The 16,578-nt window shown below is 69.3% G+C and carries 16 protein-coding genes; 6 read left to right on the top strand and 10 right to left on the bottom strand.

Features of this window, described 5'->3' with window-relative positions; genetic code table 11:
- Window positions 1-8: 8 nt before the first annotated feature.
- The 6 genes from WAF18_RS12810 to WAF18_RS12785 all read right to left on the bottom strand — a co-directional run bounded on the left by WAF18_RS12810 (window position 9) and on the right by WAF18_RS12785 (window position 4,034).
- The gene (locus WAF18_RS12810; RefSeq protein WP_337245454.1) at window positions 9-545 is read right to left on the bottom strand and encodes a hypothetical protein; all 537 of its coding nucleotides are present in this window, start codon (window positions 543-545) and stop codon (window positions 9-11) included.
- A 25-nt stretch (window positions 546-570) separates the two neighbouring features.
- Complete coding sequence (locus WAF18_RS12805; protein ID WP_183426355.1) at window positions 571-948, bottom strand: hypothetical protein; 378 nt, start codon at window positions 946-948, stop codon at window positions 571-573.
- 1 nt (window position 949) lies between these two features.
- Window positions 950-1,498, bottom strand: a complete 549-nt coding sequence (locus WAF18_RS12800; protein ID WP_337245452.1) for a polymer-forming cytoskeletal protein — start codon at window positions 1,496-1,498, stop codon at window positions 950-952.
- A 379-nt stretch (window positions 1,499-1,877) separates the two neighbouring features.
- Window positions 1,878-2,237: a hypothetical protein gene (locus tag WAF18_RS12795; RefSeq protein WP_337245450.1), complete on the bottom strand. Its 360-nt coding sequence runs from the start codon at window positions 2,235-2,237 to the stop codon at window positions 1,878-1,880.
- Window positions 2,238-2,397: 160 nt separating this feature from the next.
- Entirely contained in the window at window positions 2,398-2,733 is a 336-nt protein-coding gene (locus WAF18_RS12790; protein WP_183426352.1) for a hypothetical protein, read from the bottom strand.
- 125 nt (window positions 2,734-2,858) lie between these two features.
- Window positions 2,859-4,034, bottom strand: coding sequence for an acetyl-CoA C-acyltransferase (locus WAF18_RS12785; protein ID WP_337245448.1), 1,176 nt, complete (start codon window positions 4,032-4,034; stop codon window positions 2,859-2,861).
- 188 nt (window positions 4,035-4,222) lie between these two features.
- Here WAF18_RS12785 and WAF18_RS12780 point away from each other — a divergent pair, with 188 nt between their 5' ends.
- Window positions 4,223-7,042: a S8 family serine peptidase gene (locus WAF18_RS12780; RefSeq protein WP_337245446.1), complete on the top strand. Its 2,820-nt coding sequence runs from the start codon at window positions 4,223-4,225 to the stop codon at window positions 7,040-7,042.
- Window positions 7,043-7,145: 103 nt separating this feature from the next.
- Here the strand turns inward: WAF18_RS12780 and WAF18_RS12775 are convergent, their stop codons facing one another.
- Together WAF18_RS12775 and WAF18_RS12770 are read right to left on the bottom strand one after the other, a co-directional pair.
- Complete coding sequence (locus WAF18_RS12775) at window positions 7,146-8,246, bottom strand: Glu/Leu/Phe/Val dehydrogenase (protein ID WP_183426350.1); 1,101 nt, start codon at window positions 8,244-8,246, stop codon at window positions 7,146-7,148.
- Between the two features lie 286 nt (window positions 8,247-8,532).
- Window positions 8,533-10,095 carry a phospholipase D family protein gene (locus tag WAF18_RS12770; RefSeq protein WP_337245444.1) on the bottom strand — a complete coding sequence of 521 codons (1,563 nt, stop codon included), beginning with the start codon at window positions 10,093-10,095 and terminating at the stop codon, window positions 8,533-8,535.
- A gap of 170 nt (window positions 10,096-10,265) precedes the next feature.
- On the opposite strand from WAF18_RS12770, the gene mltG reads away from it, so the two are divergent.
- Genes mltG through WAF18_RS12750 form a run of 4 tightly spaced genes read left to right on the top strand, consistent with a single transcriptional unit; the run spans window position 10,266 to window position 13,366 of the window.
- Window positions 10,266-11,414 (top strand): endolytic transglycosylase MltG, encoded by a 1,149-nt coding sequence (mltG, locus tag WAF18_RS12765; protein ID WP_337245442.1) that lies wholly within the window; start codon window positions 10,266-10,268, stop codon window positions 11,412-11,414.
- Window positions 11,411-12,052, top strand: coding sequence for a dTMP kinase (tmk, locus tag WAF18_RS12760; RefSeq protein WP_337245441.1), 642 nt, complete (start codon window positions 11,411-11,413; stop codon window positions 12,050-12,052). The genes mltG and tmk overlap by 4 nt, the downstream gene beginning before the upstream one ends.
- Complete coding sequence (locus WAF18_RS12755) at window positions 12,049-12,984, top strand: DNA polymerase III subunit delta' (RefSeq protein WP_337245440.1); 936 nt, start codon at window positions 12,049-12,051, stop codon at window positions 12,982-12,984. The genes tmk and WAF18_RS12755 overlap by 4 nt, the downstream gene beginning before the upstream one ends.
- 22 nt (window positions 12,985-13,006) lie before the next feature.
- On the top strand, window positions 13,007-13,366 hold the full coding sequence (locus tag WAF18_RS12750) for a PilZ domain-containing protein (protein ID WP_183426345.1): 360 nt from the start codon (window positions 13,007-13,009) through the stop codon (window positions 13,364-13,366).
- A gap of 26 nt (window positions 13,367-13,392) precedes the next feature.
- Here WAF18_RS12750 and WAF18_RS12745 read toward each other — a convergent pair whose 3' ends face one another.
- The gene (locus WAF18_RS12745) at window positions 13,393-13,653 is read right to left on the bottom strand and encodes a hypothetical protein (RefSeq protein WP_337245438.1); all 261 of its coding nucleotides are present in this window, start codon (window positions 13,651-13,653) and stop codon (window positions 13,393-13,395) included.
- A gap of 74 nt (window positions 13,654-13,727) precedes the next feature.
- Here WAF18_RS12745 and WAF18_RS12740 point away from each other — a divergent pair, with 74 nt between their 5' ends.
- The gene (locus WAF18_RS12740) at window positions 13,728-14,306 is read left to right on the top strand and encodes a TetR/AcrR family transcriptional regulator (RefSeq protein WP_337245437.1); all 579 of its coding nucleotides are present in this window, start codon (window positions 13,728-13,730) and stop codon (window positions 14,304-14,306) included.
- A gap of 30 nt (window positions 14,307-14,336) precedes the next feature.
- Here WAF18_RS12740 and WAF18_RS12735 read toward each other — a convergent pair whose 3' ends face one another.
- Window positions 14,337-16,406, bottom strand: coding sequence for a 3-hydroxyacyl-CoA dehydrogenase NAD-binding domain-containing protein (locus tag WAF18_RS12735; protein WP_337245436.1), 2,070 nt, complete (start codon window positions 16,404-16,406; stop codon window positions 14,337-14,339).
- Window positions 16,407-16,578: the final 172 nt, after the last annotated feature.

Below are 16,578 nucleotides of genomic sequence, written 5' to 3'. Positions count from 1 at the left end.
CGCCGCGCTCAGGCGCCCTGCTCGAACGCCGCCAGGGTGTGTTCGAGAAAGTCGATGGCCTCGGCATGATGCGCCGGGGGCACCGTGGTCCCGAGATGGCTGCGACCATCGCGCAGGGCCACGTACGCGCCGAGTTGCTCGCCGCCCCACAGGAAGTCCAGGACCACGATGAAGTCATCCGCCTCGGCGCGATGCCATGCAGCAGCGCCGCGCAGAGGCGCGAGTAGGCGCAGCAGCGCTTCGACATTCTCCGATGCGCTCAGCATCGCGATCCGGCAGACGCCGGCCGCAGCGTCGTAGTCGATCGGCCGCATCCCCAGGGCCGGGTCGCGTTGCCAAGCGTCGAAGATGTCGGCGACCCGGCCGACATCGATATCGGCGAGCAGGCCTGCCGGCACGCGCCCATCGCCGACCAGTCGATGCTGGTCGAACCAGGCCTGCCAGTCGCCGAAGGCGGATGGCTGGACAGGCGTGGAGGCCAGGAATGCTTCGAAGGCGCCGGGCGCGAAGCTCAGCCGGGCATATAGCGAGTACGGTTCGGACATCCGGCGCGCGACTCGATCGGGTGGATCAGTGCCGGCCGCGGCGGTTGGGCCCGCGCCGCATGTCGTTGGTCGGCACGACCTCGACGGCGAGGCTGAAGTGTCGCTCGTCGCCGCCGAACAGCGCGCCCACGCCGACGACCTGACGGTTGAGCTCCTTGCCGGCTTCGTCACGGATCACCAGCACCACCGAGTATTCCCAGGCGCCGCCTTCGGACGGGTGTCGGATCGTGCCCTCGACCTGCAACGCGGTCGTCGCCTCCTGGGTGCCGATGCTGGTGGACGCATCGGCATCGAAACGCAGGTAGTGCCGGCACGCCGGGCAGCGCGCCGAGCTCTCGAGGATCGTGGTCTTGCAGTGCGGGCAGACGCGGGTCGCGCCTGCCGCACCGGTACGGGGATCCATATCAGGTGCGTTCGGACGCCGCTGCATCCTTGCTGCGGGAGGCCGGGCGTTCGTCGCCCTTGCCCTCGCCCCAACCGCACTCGACATGCCCGCGGATCTTCGAACCCGCCGCGACCGTCAGCGAGCCGGCCTTGAGGTCGCCGGTCATCACCGCCGAGGCGCGCAGCTCGACCAGCGAGGCCGAATCGATGTTGCCGTCGAGTTCGCCCGATACCAGCACCTGGTTGGCACGGACACCGCCGTTGAGCTTGGCGCCGTGTTCGATCGTCAGACTGCCCTGGACGTTGACGTCGCCCTTGAAGCGGCCGGCGACCCGGACATCGCCCGAGCCCTCGATCTTGCCCTCGATCGTGAGATCGGCCGCGATGATCGACTCCTTCGCAACGGGCGCCGGCGCACTGCGCGGCGGCATCGGGGCCGGCGTCGCGAAGTCGGCGACGGCAGGGGTCGGCGGCGTTGCGTCGCGGACCGGGGTGGGCGGAAGCGAGGCCTCATTGCCTGGAGCGGGCGAATCCTTCTTGGCGGAACCGGAACTTGGAAAAATAGCCATGTCGCGTGTTACCTCGGAGATGGACGGGGGCCGCCCGATGCACCCAACGGGCCGGTACGCGCCGCCGGGGGGTGGCGCGGAAGGCCGAGACTAGCACGCACTTTGGGGTGGGCAATGGGGGGCCGCAGGCCCTGCGTTCAGCCGGAAAACCCGCGTGAGAATCGGCCGCGACGCACCGTTTTCCGCGCCGCAAAGGGCCTGGTGCGCTTGGCCAGCGAGGTAAAGCGCAAGCCGGCATCATGCCCATCATCGATCGTCGCTGGTTCTGTGTTGGACACCGTTCACGGAGCCGGACCGTATGACTGGAACGGGTGGCGAATCGACCCACAAAAAAGCCCGCCTTGCGGCGGGCTCGACAAGCAGCATCGCGGAAGCGGGCTCAGCGGTCGGCGCGTTCTTCCATGCGCTCGCCGGTGTTCTCGATCGCCTCGCCGGCACGCTGGGTGGCGCGGCCGGTGGCAGCGGCTGCCTCGCGGGCTGCGGCTTCGGAACGGGCCGCGGCTTCGTCGGCAGCGACTTCGGCGCGGCGCATTGCGTCCGACGACGCAGCGGCGGCGGCATCGGCGCCTTCGCGCGCGGCCTCGCCGGTTGCCGATGCGGCCTCGGAGATCGCGCGGCCAGCGTTGTCGGCCGCGGCCGAGGCTTCGGCACGCTCGCGCTCGGCGTCGGCGCTGTGGTTGTTGCAGGCGGCCAGCGCCAGGGCGGCGACGGCAGTGGCGGTCATCAGGGTGAAGCGCATGGCATGTCTCCTGTCGGGCGGGTCTGGAGACGAAGCGTGAATGCGTCGATGTGAGCGCGATGGCAAGGCCGGGCAGGGGCTCGTCCATGAAAAAAGGCCGCCGGGAAACCCGGCGGCCTTCTGCAATTCGACACAGTGGCGCAAAGGCCACCGGGCGGAATTACGGAGCGACTTCCTGCGCTGCGTCCTTGGCGTCTTCGGCCTTGGTCTCAGCGTGGTCAGCAGCGTCGGCAGCGTGCTCGGCAGCAGCGTCGGTGCCAGCAGCGGCGGCGTCGGCAGCGGCTTCGGCAGCGGCGTCGGCAGCAGCAGCGGCGTCGTCAGCGGCGGTCTGGGCGGTGCCAGCGACGGCCGGATCGGTCGTCTCGTTGGCAGCGGCCTGCGCGTCGGCAGCGGCGTCAGCAGCGCCTTCGGCCGAGCTGTTGGCCTGATCGGCGTTGCTGCAGGCAGCCAGCGCAAAACCCATAGCCAGGGCAAGCAGAGCCTTGTTGATCGTCATTGTGTCTTCCTCGTCTGAAAGTGTGGGCAACGCGCTAAATGCGCGCCGGCAACATCATGACAAGCCGCGAACGGCTGTCAAGCGGGAGTTCGTGGTTTTTTCGTAAAAATCACGTTAACCGAAGTTCACGCCATTTCGACGGCAATTGCGGTCGCTTCGCCGCCACCGATACAAAGTGAAGCGACTCCGCGACTTAGGCCGCGCGCCTTGAGCGCGTGGACCAGGGTCACGATCAACCGCGCACCGCTTGCACCGATCGGATGGCCGAGCGCCAGTGCGCCCCCATTCACATTGAGGCGGTCGTGGGGGATGCCCAGATCCTTCATCGGCGCCATCGCGACGTTGGCGAACGCCTCGTTGACCTCGAACAGGTCGACATCTTCGACCTTCCAGCCCGCCTTGTCGAGGACGTTGCGGATCGCGGTCACCGGCGCGGTGGTGAACCATTCGGGCGCCTGCGAGTGCCGGCCGTGGGCGACGATGCGCGCCAGCGGGGTCAGGCCACGGGCGGCCGCCTCGTCGGCCGAGGTCAGCACCAGCGCGGCGGCGCCATCGGAGATGCTCGACGAGCTCGCCGCGGTGAGCCGGCCGTCCTTGCCGAAGGCCGCGCGCAGGGTCGGGATCTTGTCGATCTGGATACGACCGGGCTGCTCGTCGGTGTCGAAGCTGGCCTCGCCCTTGCGGGTGGTCACCACGACCGGGACGATCTCGTCCTTGAATGCGCCCGACGCGATCGCGTGCTTGGCGCGGGTCGCGCTTTCGACCGCATAGGCGTCCAGGTCCTCGCGACTAAAGCCGTACTTCTCGCTGGCGATGTCGCCGAACACGCCCATCGACTTGCCGTCGTAGGGATTGGTCAGGCCGTCCCAGGCCATGTGGTCGAGGAACTCGGCGCTGCCGTAGCGGATGCCGGCGCGAGCGCCGGGCAGCAGATGCGGCGCGTTGGTCATCGACTCCATGCCGCCGGCGACCACCACCTTCGCGGTGCCGGCCTTGATCATGTCGTGGCCGTACATCACCGCCTGCATGCCCGAGCCGCAGACCTTGTTGATGGTCACGCAGCCGGCGCTGTCGGGAATGCCGGCCGCGCGCGAGGCCTGGCGGGCGGGCGCCTGGCCCAGGCCTGCCGGCAGCACGCAGCCGACCACGGTCTCGTCGACCTGGTCGGGCGCAACGCCTGCATGCTCGAGCGCGGCGCGGATCGCCGTGGCGCCGAGCGTCGGCGTCGGGACGCCGGCGAACTGGCCGAGCATGGACCCGATGGCAGTGCGCTTGGCACCGACGATGACGATGTCAGTCATGGGGAAAACTCCGTAGTGAGCGCGGCATGCGATCGACCGATTATCGCATCGCTCCGAGGTGCGTGCCGCCTGGTCGTTGGTGGCTTGGAAACGATGGCGCGCGTCGTCGATTGCAGGTATAGAAGAGTGCGCAGGGGACGCCGGCCGCGCCACGGGGTGCGGGCATCGCCAATGGAAGAGGGAATACGATGGCCGATTCGATGAACTTCAGACGGGCGCATCCGTCGCGCTCGCTGCTTGCCTGTGCATTGGCGAGCGTCCTGGCCGCTTGCGGCGGCGGTGGCGGCTCGGGCGGCGGACTGGTGCTGCCGAACCCGCCGCCGGTCATTTCGCCCAATCCGCCGCCGACAGTCGTCGAGCCGCCTGCGCCGGCCTACAGCGGCCATCTGGCGGCCACGGGTACCTGGGCGGCGCACGACGCCGGCTATACCGGCCGAGGCGTGCGCATCGGCTTCCTCGACAGCGGCGTCAACAGCAAGCATCCGGCGCTGCGCGATCGCGTGGTCGCCAACCTGGTCTATGTCGGGCGGGGCAACAATCTGTCGGTCGACGATGTGGCTGGGCACGGCACTGCCGTCGCCCAGGCCGCGGCGGGTCGGCCCTTCGGCGCCTGGCCGGGCGGCGTGGCGCCCAATGCGGAGATCGTCTCGGCGCGCATCATCAACGACAAGCCGCCGGTCGACGACGGCTCGGGCAATGGCAACCCGGTGACCGGCAAGATCGGGGTCGAGGCGATCCATGCCGATCTGATCCGCCGCGACGTACGGGTCATGAACAATTCCTGGGGCGGGCTGTACATGAGCGGCGAGAACGCGGCGCGTGAAATCGCCAGCGAATACCGCTCGTTCGTGATCGGCCACGGTGGGTTAGTGGTCTTCGCCTCGGGCAACTCCAAGCGATCAGACCCCTCGGATCTCGCTGCGCTGCCGAGCCAGCGCGGCGCCAATGGCAGCACGCCCGGCGCCGATCTCGAGCGCGGCTGGCTGACCGTGTCGGCGCTCGCCGAGAACAGCACCACGCAGTTGGCCGATTACTCCAACGCCTGTGGCATCGCGATGCGCTACTGCCTGGTCGCGCCCGGTACCGTCGTGGTCACCGGCACCGACGATGCGCCCAACCGCCCCGAGTACTGGAAGTACAGCGGCACCTCGCTGGCCGCCCCGCTGGTCTCGGGCGCCGCGGCGCTGGTCTGGGAGGCCTTCCCGTACTTCGACAACGATCTGGTGCGCCAGACCATCCTTGGCACCGCCACCGACATCGGCGCGCCCGGTGTCGATCCGGTGTTCGGCTACGGCGCGTTGAATGTCGCCAAGGCCGTGGGCGGCCCCGCGAAGTTCGACTGGGGCGATGTGACCGTGAATTTCACTGGCACCTCGACCTGGCGAAACGCCATCACCGGTGCCGGCGGCCTGGTCAAACGCGGCAGCGGCACGCTGCAGTTGGAGACACTGGTGGACTATCGCGGCGCGACACGTGTCGAGGGCGGCACGCTGTCGTTCGCCGGTACGGTGCCGGGTGCCGCGACCGTCTCTTCCGGCGCGACGCTGCGCTTCGGCGGCGTGCGCGTCGGCGGCACGCTGGTCAACAACGGCACGGTCGCGGTGGCCGGCAATCTCGGCCGCCGGACAATCGTCGGCGATTTCTCGCAGGGCGCGAGCGGGCGGCTGGCGTGGCAGATCGGTGCGCCCCTGCAGGTGACCGGCCGCGCCTCGCTGGCCGGCGAGCTGCAGGTGACCGGCATCGTCGGCGGTTACGTCCACTCGGCGCGCGAAACCGTGGTCGAGGCGATCGACGGCGTGACCGGCACCTTCGGCAGCCTGACCCGCGGCCCAGGTGTGTTCCTCGACGCCGCGCTTGGCTACGACGCCAACCGGGCCTGGCTCGACATCGCCCGGCTCGATGTCAGCGCAACAGCGATGTCGATGGCCGGCATCACCGAACAGGCCCAGGGCGCGGCCGTCCGCGTCGAAGGCGCGTTTTCGGGCCTCGATGCGCAGAACCCCAACGGCGCGCCGGTCGCCGACAGCTTCGTGCGCACGGCGGGTGCACTGCAACGTCTGCAGGATGAAGCGAGCGCGCTGGCCGCGCTCGACAGTCTGTCTGGCGCGCAGCATGCCGCGGCACTGTCGGCGACGTTCGACAATGTCGACATGACGCGCCGCCTGGTCGCCGAACGCGTCGGCGCGCTGGCGTCGGATGCGGCCGGCGTCGGCGTATGGCAGGACACCCTGGGGCAGGGCGGCCGCGGCGGCTTCGCCCGCGAGGGCTTCACCGTCGACGGCTGGAGCCTGGGACGCGATCACGTGCTCGGTCACGGCCTGGTGGCGGGATTCGCGTTTGGCGAACTACGCGGTGACGGCGTCGCGCGCAGTCGCGGCGATCGCAGCCGCGATCGTCAGACGCAGGCGCAGGCCTACGTCGCACGGACCCTCGGTGCCGGTTACGCGATGGTGCAACTGGGCAGCGGCCGCTTCGACCGCGACCTGCAGCGCACGCTGTACACCGGCGCGATGCCGCAGGGCGTCTCGACCCGCTACGCGGGCCATTACACCCAGGCGGCGATCGAAGCGGGGCGCCACTGGCGGATCGGTGCGGCCGAGGTCGGGCCGTATGCCGGTGCCGAGCAAGTGCGGCTGCGCAGTGACGGCTTCGACGAACTCGGCGGCGACGGCTTCGGCCTGCGCAGCGCCGGCTGGTCGGCGCAGCGCACCCAGGCAATCGCCGGCGTGCGTGCGCGCTGGGATGGCCCTGGGTTCTCCCTGCACGGCTACGGCGAATGGCAGCAGACGTTATCGGCCAGTGGCTTCGACCTGCAGGCGAGCTTCACCGGCATCGAGGCCTGGGCGCCGATCACGGGGCTGGACCCGGCACGCTCGGGCGGCCTGTTCGGCATCGGGCTCGACAGCCGACCGACACGCCGCTCGTTGCTGGGGCTGGGCCTGGACCAGCGCTTCGGCCCGCGCGGCGCCGACCGCATGCTGTCGCTGCGCTACGCCTACGGGTTCTGACCGATCGGGGCGGCGCGCACGATTGCACGCGGCCCCGTTGTTTCGGATCGCCGGATACGACGATGGGGCCGAAGCCCCATCGTCTTGTTCCACTTCAATCGCCTCAGGCGCCGCGGACGCGGCCCTGGAAACGCGGGGCGGCGCGGCCGAGCGGCAGCTTGAGCTTGCCGATGACCTCGATGCGTTCCTCGGCCAGACGGTCGGCGGCCCGGTAGGTCGGAATGCCGTCGCGCTCGGCGATCTCGAAGATACGCGTGAGGTTGTGGTAGATCGTGCGCATCATGCGCATCGCGCGCTCGCGGTTGTAGCCGTCGATCTCAAGCGACACGTTCATCACGCCGCCGGCGTTGACCGCGTAGTCGGGCGCGTAGAGGATGCCGCGCTGCTCGACCTCGTCGCCGATCGCATTGTTGGCCAACTGGTTGTTCGCCGCGCCGCAGATGATCTTGGCCTTCAGGCGGGGCAGGGTCTTCTCGTTGACCGTGCCGCCAAGCGCGCACGGCGAATAGACATCGGCATCGACATCGTAGATCTCGTCCAGACCCACAGCCTCGGCACCGTACTCGCTGACCGCGCGCTCGACCCGCTCCTTGTTGATGTCGGTGACAAAGATCTTCGCGCCGCGCTCCTTGAGCAGCTTCACGAACTCCAGGCCGACATGGCCCAGGCCCTGGACCGCATAGCTGTAGTTGCCGACTTCCTCATTGCCGAACTTGCGGTTCAACGACGCCAACAGGCCCTGCAGCGTGCCGTAGGCGGTGAACGGCGACGGGTCGCCCGAGCCGCCATGGACCTGGTGCACGCCGGTGACGTACTGGGTCTCGCGGTAGACGAACTCCATGTCGTTGACATCGATGCCGACGTCCTCGGCGGTGATATAGCGCCCGCCGAGCGACTCGACGAACTGGCCGAACGCGCGGAACAGCCCCTCGGACTTGTCGGTGGCGGGGTCGCCGATGATCACCGCTTTGCCGCCGCCGATGTTCAGACCGGCGACTGCGTTCTTGTAGGTCATGCCGCGCGACAGGCGCAGCACGTCGTTGAGCGCATCCTGCTCGGATTCGTACGGCCACATGCGCGTACCGCCCAGCGCCGGGCCCAGCACCGTGTTGTGGATCGCGATGATCGCCTTCAGGCCGACGTCCTTGTTGTGGCAGAACACGATCTGCTCGTGACCGGTGGTGTCGAGGTGCTCGAAAATCATTCAATGCTCCGTCGCGGGCGATCGCCCGACGCATGGTTGGCTGGAGGCGGCATGGGGCCAGCAGGTGGGCCCGTGCGTCGTTACGCGGACGTTCGGCGGAGGCCGTCTGTCCGGGAACGCGGCATTTTACGCACCTCGTCCCGGGAAAGGGTTGCGTCCACTGCTCCGAAGCGGAAAACGCTTTGGCATCAAGCGCTTGCGTCTGCGTATCGGGCCTGTTGCAGGTGTTGCACTGCACCACATTGAAGCGACTGGCGCCGCTGCCGCACAGGCCGGCGTGACCCGCTCACAGCTGCGATTCGATCGGCAGCCAGCGCACCACCGCCGCAATCGCACGCTGTCGCCGGGTGGCGTCGGGTTCGCTGGTCAGCGCGGCAGGCGGAGCGCGCGTGCGGTCGAGCCAACGCAGCCGGCCCCTGCTGTCGAGATAGACCCAGTAGCTCATGCCCGGGTCGGTCAGGTGCAGGACCTCCTCGCGCAATGCCGCGCCCAGGTCGGGGTCGTCGAACAGCACGCCCATTTCGGTATTGAGATTGGCCGAGCGCGGATCGAGGTTGAACGAACCCACGAAGCCGCGATGGCCATCGATCAGCACCGCCTTGGTGTGCAGGCTCGCACCGCTACTGCCGAACAGGCTGCTGGCGGCCTTGGCCTCGGCCTGGCTGCGGGTTTCGAACAGATGCACGCCGCCTTCGAGCAAGGGCTTGCGATAGCGCGCGTAGCCGCCGTGCACGGCGACGACGTCGTTGGCGGCCAGCGAGTTGGTGACCACCGCCACGTGGACGCCGCGGCCGGCCAGGGCGGTTAGGCCCTCGGTGCCGTCGCCGCCGGGAACGAAATACGGCGAGATCAACAAGGCACTACGCTCGGCCGCGCCGATCTCGCCGACCAGGTGCTCGACCAGCCAGTTCTCGCGGCCGTCGCCGCGCCACTTGATCGGAGGGTCGGACAGGATGCGGATGTGCTCGCTCCAGATCGGCGTCAGTTCCTGCGAGAAATAGCGCCGCACGCTGGGCGAGATGTCCATTGCGTCGAGGAAGCGGCGCGCCTCCGGGCTGCCGGCTTCGTCGCGGATCCGCTCGAGCACCGCGCGCAGCGTCCGCGGCGGCTTGCGATTGAGCGCGGCGATCGGCACTGCGGCCTCGCTGTTCCAGAAGTCGTCGAAGATCGCGCTGGCCTCGGCGACGGCCGGGCCGAACAGCGCGATGTCGAGGTCGTGGAAGTTGAACGCCTCGGCGGCGCTGAAGTACTCGACCCCGATGTTGCGCCCGCCGACCACCGCCACCCGCCCGTCGGCGATCCAGGCCTTGTTGTGCATGCGGTGGTTCACGCCCCAGGCGCGCTGGATCATTTCCAGCACTCGCAGCGGCCCGCTGCGGTTGCGGAACGGGTTGTACACGCGCAGCTCGATGCGCGGATGGGCGTCCATCGCCAGCAGCGTGGCGTCCATGTCGCCCACGCCGACGTCGTCGAGCAGGATCCGCACCCGCACGCCGCGCTCGGCCGCTTCCCAGGCCTCGTTGGCGAGCATGCGGCCGGTCAGGTCGTCATGCCAGATGTAGTACTGCAGGTCGAGGCTGCGTCCGGCCTGGCGCGCGGAGATCGCGCGCGCGGCGTAGGCGTCCACGCCGTCGGGCAGCATGATCGCGCCGGTCTGGCCCGGGTGTCGGGCGAGCAGCGGTGCCAGTTCGCGGTCCAGCGCGGTCGCATCCTCCGACAGCGGCAGCGTCGTGCTCGGCAAGCCGGTCGCCGGCGGCATCAACCGGTCGGCGACGAACACGCTGCTCACCGCCATCACCAGCAGCGTGAACACGCTCCAGGCGAGGATTCTCTTGACGCGCTTCTTCATCGAGGGGCGGTGGCGGGGAAGGCCGGCTAGGATCGCAGAAGTCGGGTCGTCGCCGCGCCATGGCGGTCTTGCACGGCCGGCGACAGCGACGGTCACGCCCTGCACGGGCGCCACGGTATCCTGACGCCCCGATCCGGAACCGACGGCCTTCGCCGCCCATGACCCCACCCGTGAAACGCCGCTGGCGCGGCCTCGGCCTGCTGTTCGTGCTCTCTGCGCTGCTGGCCGGTGCCGGCGCCTACTTGCTCTACGACCGTTACACCGGCTTTGCCGACACCCCGCTGTCGGGCGTCGAGGACGGCCAGACCTTCACTGTTGCGCGCGGCGATTCGTTCCAGCGTGTATTGACGCGGCTGCGCGAGGCTGGCGTGGTCGAAGGGCATGCGCTCCAATGGCGCCTGCTTGCGCGCCAACTCGGTGCCGACGCCAAGATCCAGGTCGGCGAGTACCCGCTCGATGCCACGACGACCCCGCGCACGCTGCTGCTGCGGATGCGCGACGGCAAGATCATCCACCACCGTTTCACGATTGTCGAAGGCTGGAACATGCGCGAACTGCGCGCCGCGCTCGCGCGCGCCGAACTGCTGGAGCAGCGCGTGCCCGAGTTGGATGACGCGCGCCTGATGGCCGAACTCGGCTTTGATGGCGTGCATCCCGAAGGCCGCTTCCTGCCCGAGACCTACCTCTACACCCGCGGCGACAGCGACCTGGACGTGCTGGCGCGGGCCAATGCCGCGCTCGAGGCTGCGCTCGACCGTGCCTGGGAGACCCGCGACCCGGGCCTGGCGCTCGAGAACCGAGAGCAGGCGCTGGTGCTGGCGTCGATCATCGAAAAGGAGACCGGCGTGCCCGAGGAGCGCCCGCAGATCTCCGGCGTCTTCAACCGCCGGCTGCAACAGGGCATGCGCCTGCAGACTGATCCCACCGTGATCTACGGCATGGGCACCGCGTACACCGGCAACATCCGGCGCCGCGATCTGCAGACCGACACGCCCTACAACACCTACACCCGCGACGGCCTGCCACCCACGCCGATCGCGATGCCGGGCCAGGCCGCGATCGAGGCAGCCACGCATCCGGCGCCCGGCGACACGCTGTACTTCGTTGCGGTCGGTGACGGCAGTGGGCGCCATGTGTTCTCGCGCAGCTATGCCGAGCACAACGCCGCGGTCCGCGAGTACGTGCGGCGCTATCGCGCGCGCTTTGGCGGCGGCGATGCCAGCGCAGGCAGCGCCGCCCAGGCCGCCGCCGGCGACGAGACCCGGCCGCCGAACGAGGCCGAGGTCGAGGCCGCGACCGGCGAGGAGGGGACGCCGTGAGCGGGTTGCGGTCGTACCCGCGCTTCGTTTCCATCGAAGGCGGCGAAGGGGCCGGCAAGACCACGGTGCTGCGCGCGCTGTGCGCAGCGCTGGCGGCCGACGGCAGCGAGGTCGTCTGCACGCGCGAGCCTGGCGGGACGCCGCTGGCCGAGATGATCCGCGGCCTGCTGCTCGATCCAGGACACGAGCCCGCATGCGCGCATACCGAACTGCTGCTGGTGTTCGCCGCGCGCGCCCAGCACGTGGCCGAGACCCTCGTGCCGGCGCTCGAGCGCGGCGCCTGGGTGATCAGCGACCGGTTCACCGATTCGAGCTACGCCTACCAGGGCGGCGGTCGCGGGCTGGATGTGGCGCGGATCGCTGCACTGGAGCGCGACTATGTCGGCATCGAGCCGGCCCTGACCCTGCTGCTCGATCTGGGCGTGGCACAGGGCCGCGCGCGTGCGCGCGGTCGCGATGCGACCCCCGATCGCATCGAGTCAGAACACGACGCGTTCTTCGAGCGCGTGCGTGCGGCGTTCTTGCAACGCGCGCAGGTGCACCCGGCGAGGTTCCGGGTGATCGACGCCGCGAGGTCGGCCGATGCAGTGGCCGCCGATGCGGTGCGCGCACTCCAGGCGCTGCAGGTGCCGGCATGAGCGCCGACGTGGCCGGTTTCGCCCCCTGGCAGCAGCGCATCTATGCGCACACGCGTGCCACGCTCGATGCGCAGCGGCTGGGCCATGCGCTGCTGTTCTGTGGGCCTGCGCTGCTGGGCAAGCGCGCGGTCGCCGACGCGCTGGCCGCGCACGTGCTCGGGGCCGACCGCGAGCCGCGGGTCGCGCAATTGCTGGCCGCGGGCAGCCATCCGGATTTCCATCCGGTGTCGTTCGTGCCGACCAAGGACGGCACCAAGCTGCGCACCGAGATCGTGATCGAGCAGATCCGGGGCCTGTCGGAGAAACTGTCGCTGACGCCGCAGTACGGGCAGGCGCAGGTTGCGATCGTCGATCCGGCCGACGCGATCAATCACGCGGCCTGCAACGCGCTGCTCAAGACCCTCGAGGAACCGCAGCCCGGCCGTCACCTGTGGCTGGTTGCGGCCAACCCGGCGCGGTTGCCGGCGACGATCCGCAGCCGCTGCCAGCGTATCGAGTTCCGCTTGCCGCCGCGCGACGAGGCGCTGGCGTGGCTGGCGGGCAAGGGCTACGCGCAGGACGACGTGGTCGAGGCGCTCGATGCGGCGAAGGGGCATCCGGGCCTGGCGGCCGACTGGCTCGCCGGCGGTGGCATGCAGTTGCGCCGCGAGGTCCATCGCGATCTGGCCGGGCTGGCCAAGGGCGAGCTGCCGGCCGTTACGACCGCGCAGCGCTGGGCCGGCGACGAGCAGGCGGTGGACCGGCTGCGCCATGCGGCCGATCTTGCGCTCGCGCGCGCGGCCGCCTTGACCGACCCGACGGGAATCGCGAAGCTCGCGGCGTGGTTCGACGCGGCCAACCGCACGCGCGATCTGCTCAGGACCACGGTACGCGCGGACCTGGCGATCGCCGAACTGCTCCAGGGCTGGCGCGGTGCCGCCGCCCGCCCATGACCATGACCGGGGAACCGAATCGATGAGCGCCACCGGAGCCGCCGCGCGCCAGGGCATCCTGTCGTTGACCATCAAGGACAAGGCGGCGCTGTACAACGCCTACATGTCCTATCTCAAGCAGGGCGGGGTGTTCGTGCCCACGACCAAGCGCTACTTCATCGGCGATGAGGTGTTCTTGCTGCTGACGCTGCCTGAATCGAGCGAACGCCTGCCCACTGCAGGCAAGGTGGTGTGGGTCACGCCGGCCGGCGCCCAGGGCAACCGGGCGGCGGGAGTCGGCGTCCAATTCGCCGATACCCCCGAGGGCGAAGCGCTCAAGGGGCGGATCGAGACCTTGCTGGCCGGCGTCCTGACGTCGGAGAAGCCGACCCACACGATGTAGCGTGACAGCGTGCGGCGTGACGCCTTTCAGCGCGCGTCGGCGACCATCGCGCGCAGGGCGGGGTGGCGGATCTGCATGACATCGAACAGGCCGGCGGCGCGCAGATAGACCGCGCGGCGCAGCAGTTCGTCCTCGTAGCGGCGACGCAACGCTTCGTCGTCGTCCTCGTCGATCGCCAGGCGGGCGAGTTCGACGAATTGCTCGACCCAGGACAGGGCCGCGTAGGCGTCTGCGGCCGCGACGTTCGCGTTGTCGACAAGCGCGGGTCGCGGATGAAGGGAGGTCATCACGTTGAATCCTTGACTGTACCGGCTGGACGGTATCGTCTAGACTTATGGGCTCGTCGTCAAGCCCGGCAGCCATGACCCGAAAACCCCGCAGCGACGCTCGCGAACGCATTCTCGATGCGGCCTTGGCCGTGTCCCAGCAGGTGGGCGCGGCCCATCTCACACTCGATGCGGTCGCGGCCGAAGCGGGGGTCAGCAAGGGCGGGCTGCTGTATCACTTCGCCAGCAAGGATGCGCTGCTGCGCGCGATGGTCGAGCATCATCTCGACGAACACCGGCAGACCTTGCGGGTCGCGATGGCGGATTTTCCGGCCACGCCCGGCGGCTATCTGCAGGCGGTAGTGCAGGCGCATCGCGCCGAACGCAAGGATGGCTTCCACGAACCCCACGCAACGCGCTCGTTCATCGCGGCGGCGGTCAACACACCCGAGTTGATGGAAGGCCCGCGGCGCTTCGCCAGCGAGCAGGTTGCCTACCTGCGGCAGCTGGGGCCGCATTTTCCGGAGGCCATGCTGCTGACGCTGGCCTTCGACGGGCTGTTCTTCGGCGAGACTTTCGAGATGCTCGACCTCACACCGTCCGAGCGCGAGACGATCGTGCAGACGATCGCCGAGCGTGCTGCGGCGATCGCGAAGACCGCCGACGGCGAGTAGCGGGCCGGGCATCGCGCCCGGCCATGGGCATCAGCCTTCGCGCAGCGCGGCGGCGTCCCAACCCGGGCGCGGCGCGAAACGGTCGCCGTGGCGCGCCTGCAGCGTCCGTAGGCGCTCGAGCACTGTGTCGACCCCAGTCTCGCGGATGTACTGGATCGGACCGCCGCGGAACGGGGCAAAGCCGGTGCCGAAGATCACGCCGGCATCGAGCAGGTCGGCATCGGCGACGACGCCGTCGTGCAGCGCGGCGACCGCCTCGTTGAGCAGCGGCAGCACCAAGCGGTCCTGCAGGTCCTCGGGCGCGCGATAGTCCTTCGGCAGGTCCGGCTTCTTCGGCTTGCCGTCCTCCCACGTATACAGGCCCTGGCCGTCCTTCTTGCCGCGCTTGCCGGCTTCGGGCGGCGTCGCCAGTGAGGCGGGGATCTGCAGGCCGAGGAACGGCGCCAGTTCCTGTCCCACGCCCGAGGCGATGTCCAGTCCGACCGTGTCGATGAGTTCGATCGGCCCCATCGGCATGCCGAAGTCGACTGCCGCGCGGTCGATCGCAGCCCCCGGGATGCCCTCGGCGTAAGCGGTCGCGGCCTCGAGCATGTAGGGAAACAGCAGCCGGTTGACCAGGAAGCCCGGCGTGCCGGCGACCGGCACCGGCAACTTGTCGATCGCCTTGCAGAACGCCGCCAGCCGCTGGATCGTCGCCTCGGCGACGCCGTCGTGGTGGACGATCTCCACCAGCGGCATCGACGCCACCGGGTTGAAGTAGTGCAGTCCGGCGAACTGCGCCGGTCGTTGCACATGGGCGCGCAGTTCGTCGAGCGGGATCGACGAGGTGTTGGTGGTCAGCAGCGCGTCGTGGCCAAGCTGCGGTTCGATGGTTGCATACAGGGCGCGCTTGGCCTCGGCGTTCTCGATGATCGCCTCGATCACCAGGTCGGCCTCGGCGATGCCGTCGCCAGCCAGATCCGAGCGCAGCCGGGCGGTGACTTCGGGACGCTTGGCTTCGTCGCGGACTTTCTTCTCGAACAACTTCGCCGCGCGCGCCTGCGCCTTGTCGATGAATCCCTGTTCGCGGTCCTGCAGCGTGACCTCCAGTCCTTTGTAGGCCGACCACGCGGCGATGTCGCCGCCCATCACGCCGGCGCCGACCACGTGCACGCGCCGGATCGGTGCCTGCTGCGCGCCGGCCTTGCCACCCAGACCCTTGAGCCGTTCCATCAGGAAGAACACGCGCGTGAGGTTGCGCGCCGTCGAAGTGCCGGCGAGCTTGACCACCGAACGGCGCTCGGCCGAAAGCAGGGCGCGGGTGTCGCCGGACGCGCGCTTCCAGGTCTCGATCAGCGCATACGGTGCCGGGTAGTGCGCCTTCTTCGCCTTGCGTGCGACCTGCTTGAGCAGCACCGGGGCCAGTGCCTGGCGCACCGGCCACAGGTTGGTCAACCGGGCCAGTGCACGTTGCTTGAACGGGCGTGTCGTGCCCTTGAGCGCGAGCGCGGCGGCCGCATCCACCAGCAATGCCGGCTCGACGACCTTGTCGACCAGGCCGATCCCGCGCGCGGCCTTGGCCGGCAAGGCGCGTCCGGTGAGCATCATGTCGAACGCCGCCGGTGCCCCGACCAGTCGCGGCAGACGCACGCTGCCGCCCCAGCCCGGATAGATGCCCAGCTTGACCTCGGGCAGGCCGATCTTGGTCGAAGGATCGTTGCTGGCAACGCGATAGTCGCAGGCCAGCGCGATCTCGGTGCCGCCGCCCATGCAGAAGCCGTGGATCGCGGCGACGGTCGGGCAGGGCAGCTCGGCCAGGCGCTGGAAGGTGGACTGGCCGCGACGGATCGAATCGCCGATCGTGCCCTTGGCATCGAAGGCCTGGAACTCGCGGATGTCGGCACCGGCGATGAAGCCCTTGGCCTTCGCCGAGCGGATCACCAGCGCCTTGGGCGGGTCGAGCGCCAAGCGTTCGAGCAGCGTGTCCAGCTCGATGAGCACATCCTGGGCGAAGGTGTTGACCGACTCGCCTGCGCGGTCGAATGCGAGCACCAGGACACCGTCGTCGCGCGACTGCGCTTGCCAGTGGCTGAAGCGAAGCCCGTCGAGGCCTGCAAGCATACGGCACCATTCTTTAGAGTACGGAGGTTGGTCCTATGATCCAGAGGTCGCTTCCGTGCCGTCAAATCGCGCGCGATGGCTGGCTTGCGGAACGTCGGTCGCGGCCCCAGGACATGGCAGTCTTTGGTGCGGCGACGATGCCATACCCGTCGTGACGGAACTTTTCGCGCGA

It is taken from the genome of Luteimonas sp. gir, assembly GCF_037198055.1.
Classification (GTDB): Bacteria; Pseudomonadota; Gammaproteobacteria; order Xanthomonadales; family Xanthomonadaceae; genus Luteimonas; species Luteimonas citri_A.
The sequence above is the reverse complement of the archived record's forward strand: the minus strand, read 5'-3'. Positions and strand labels throughout refer to the sequence as shown.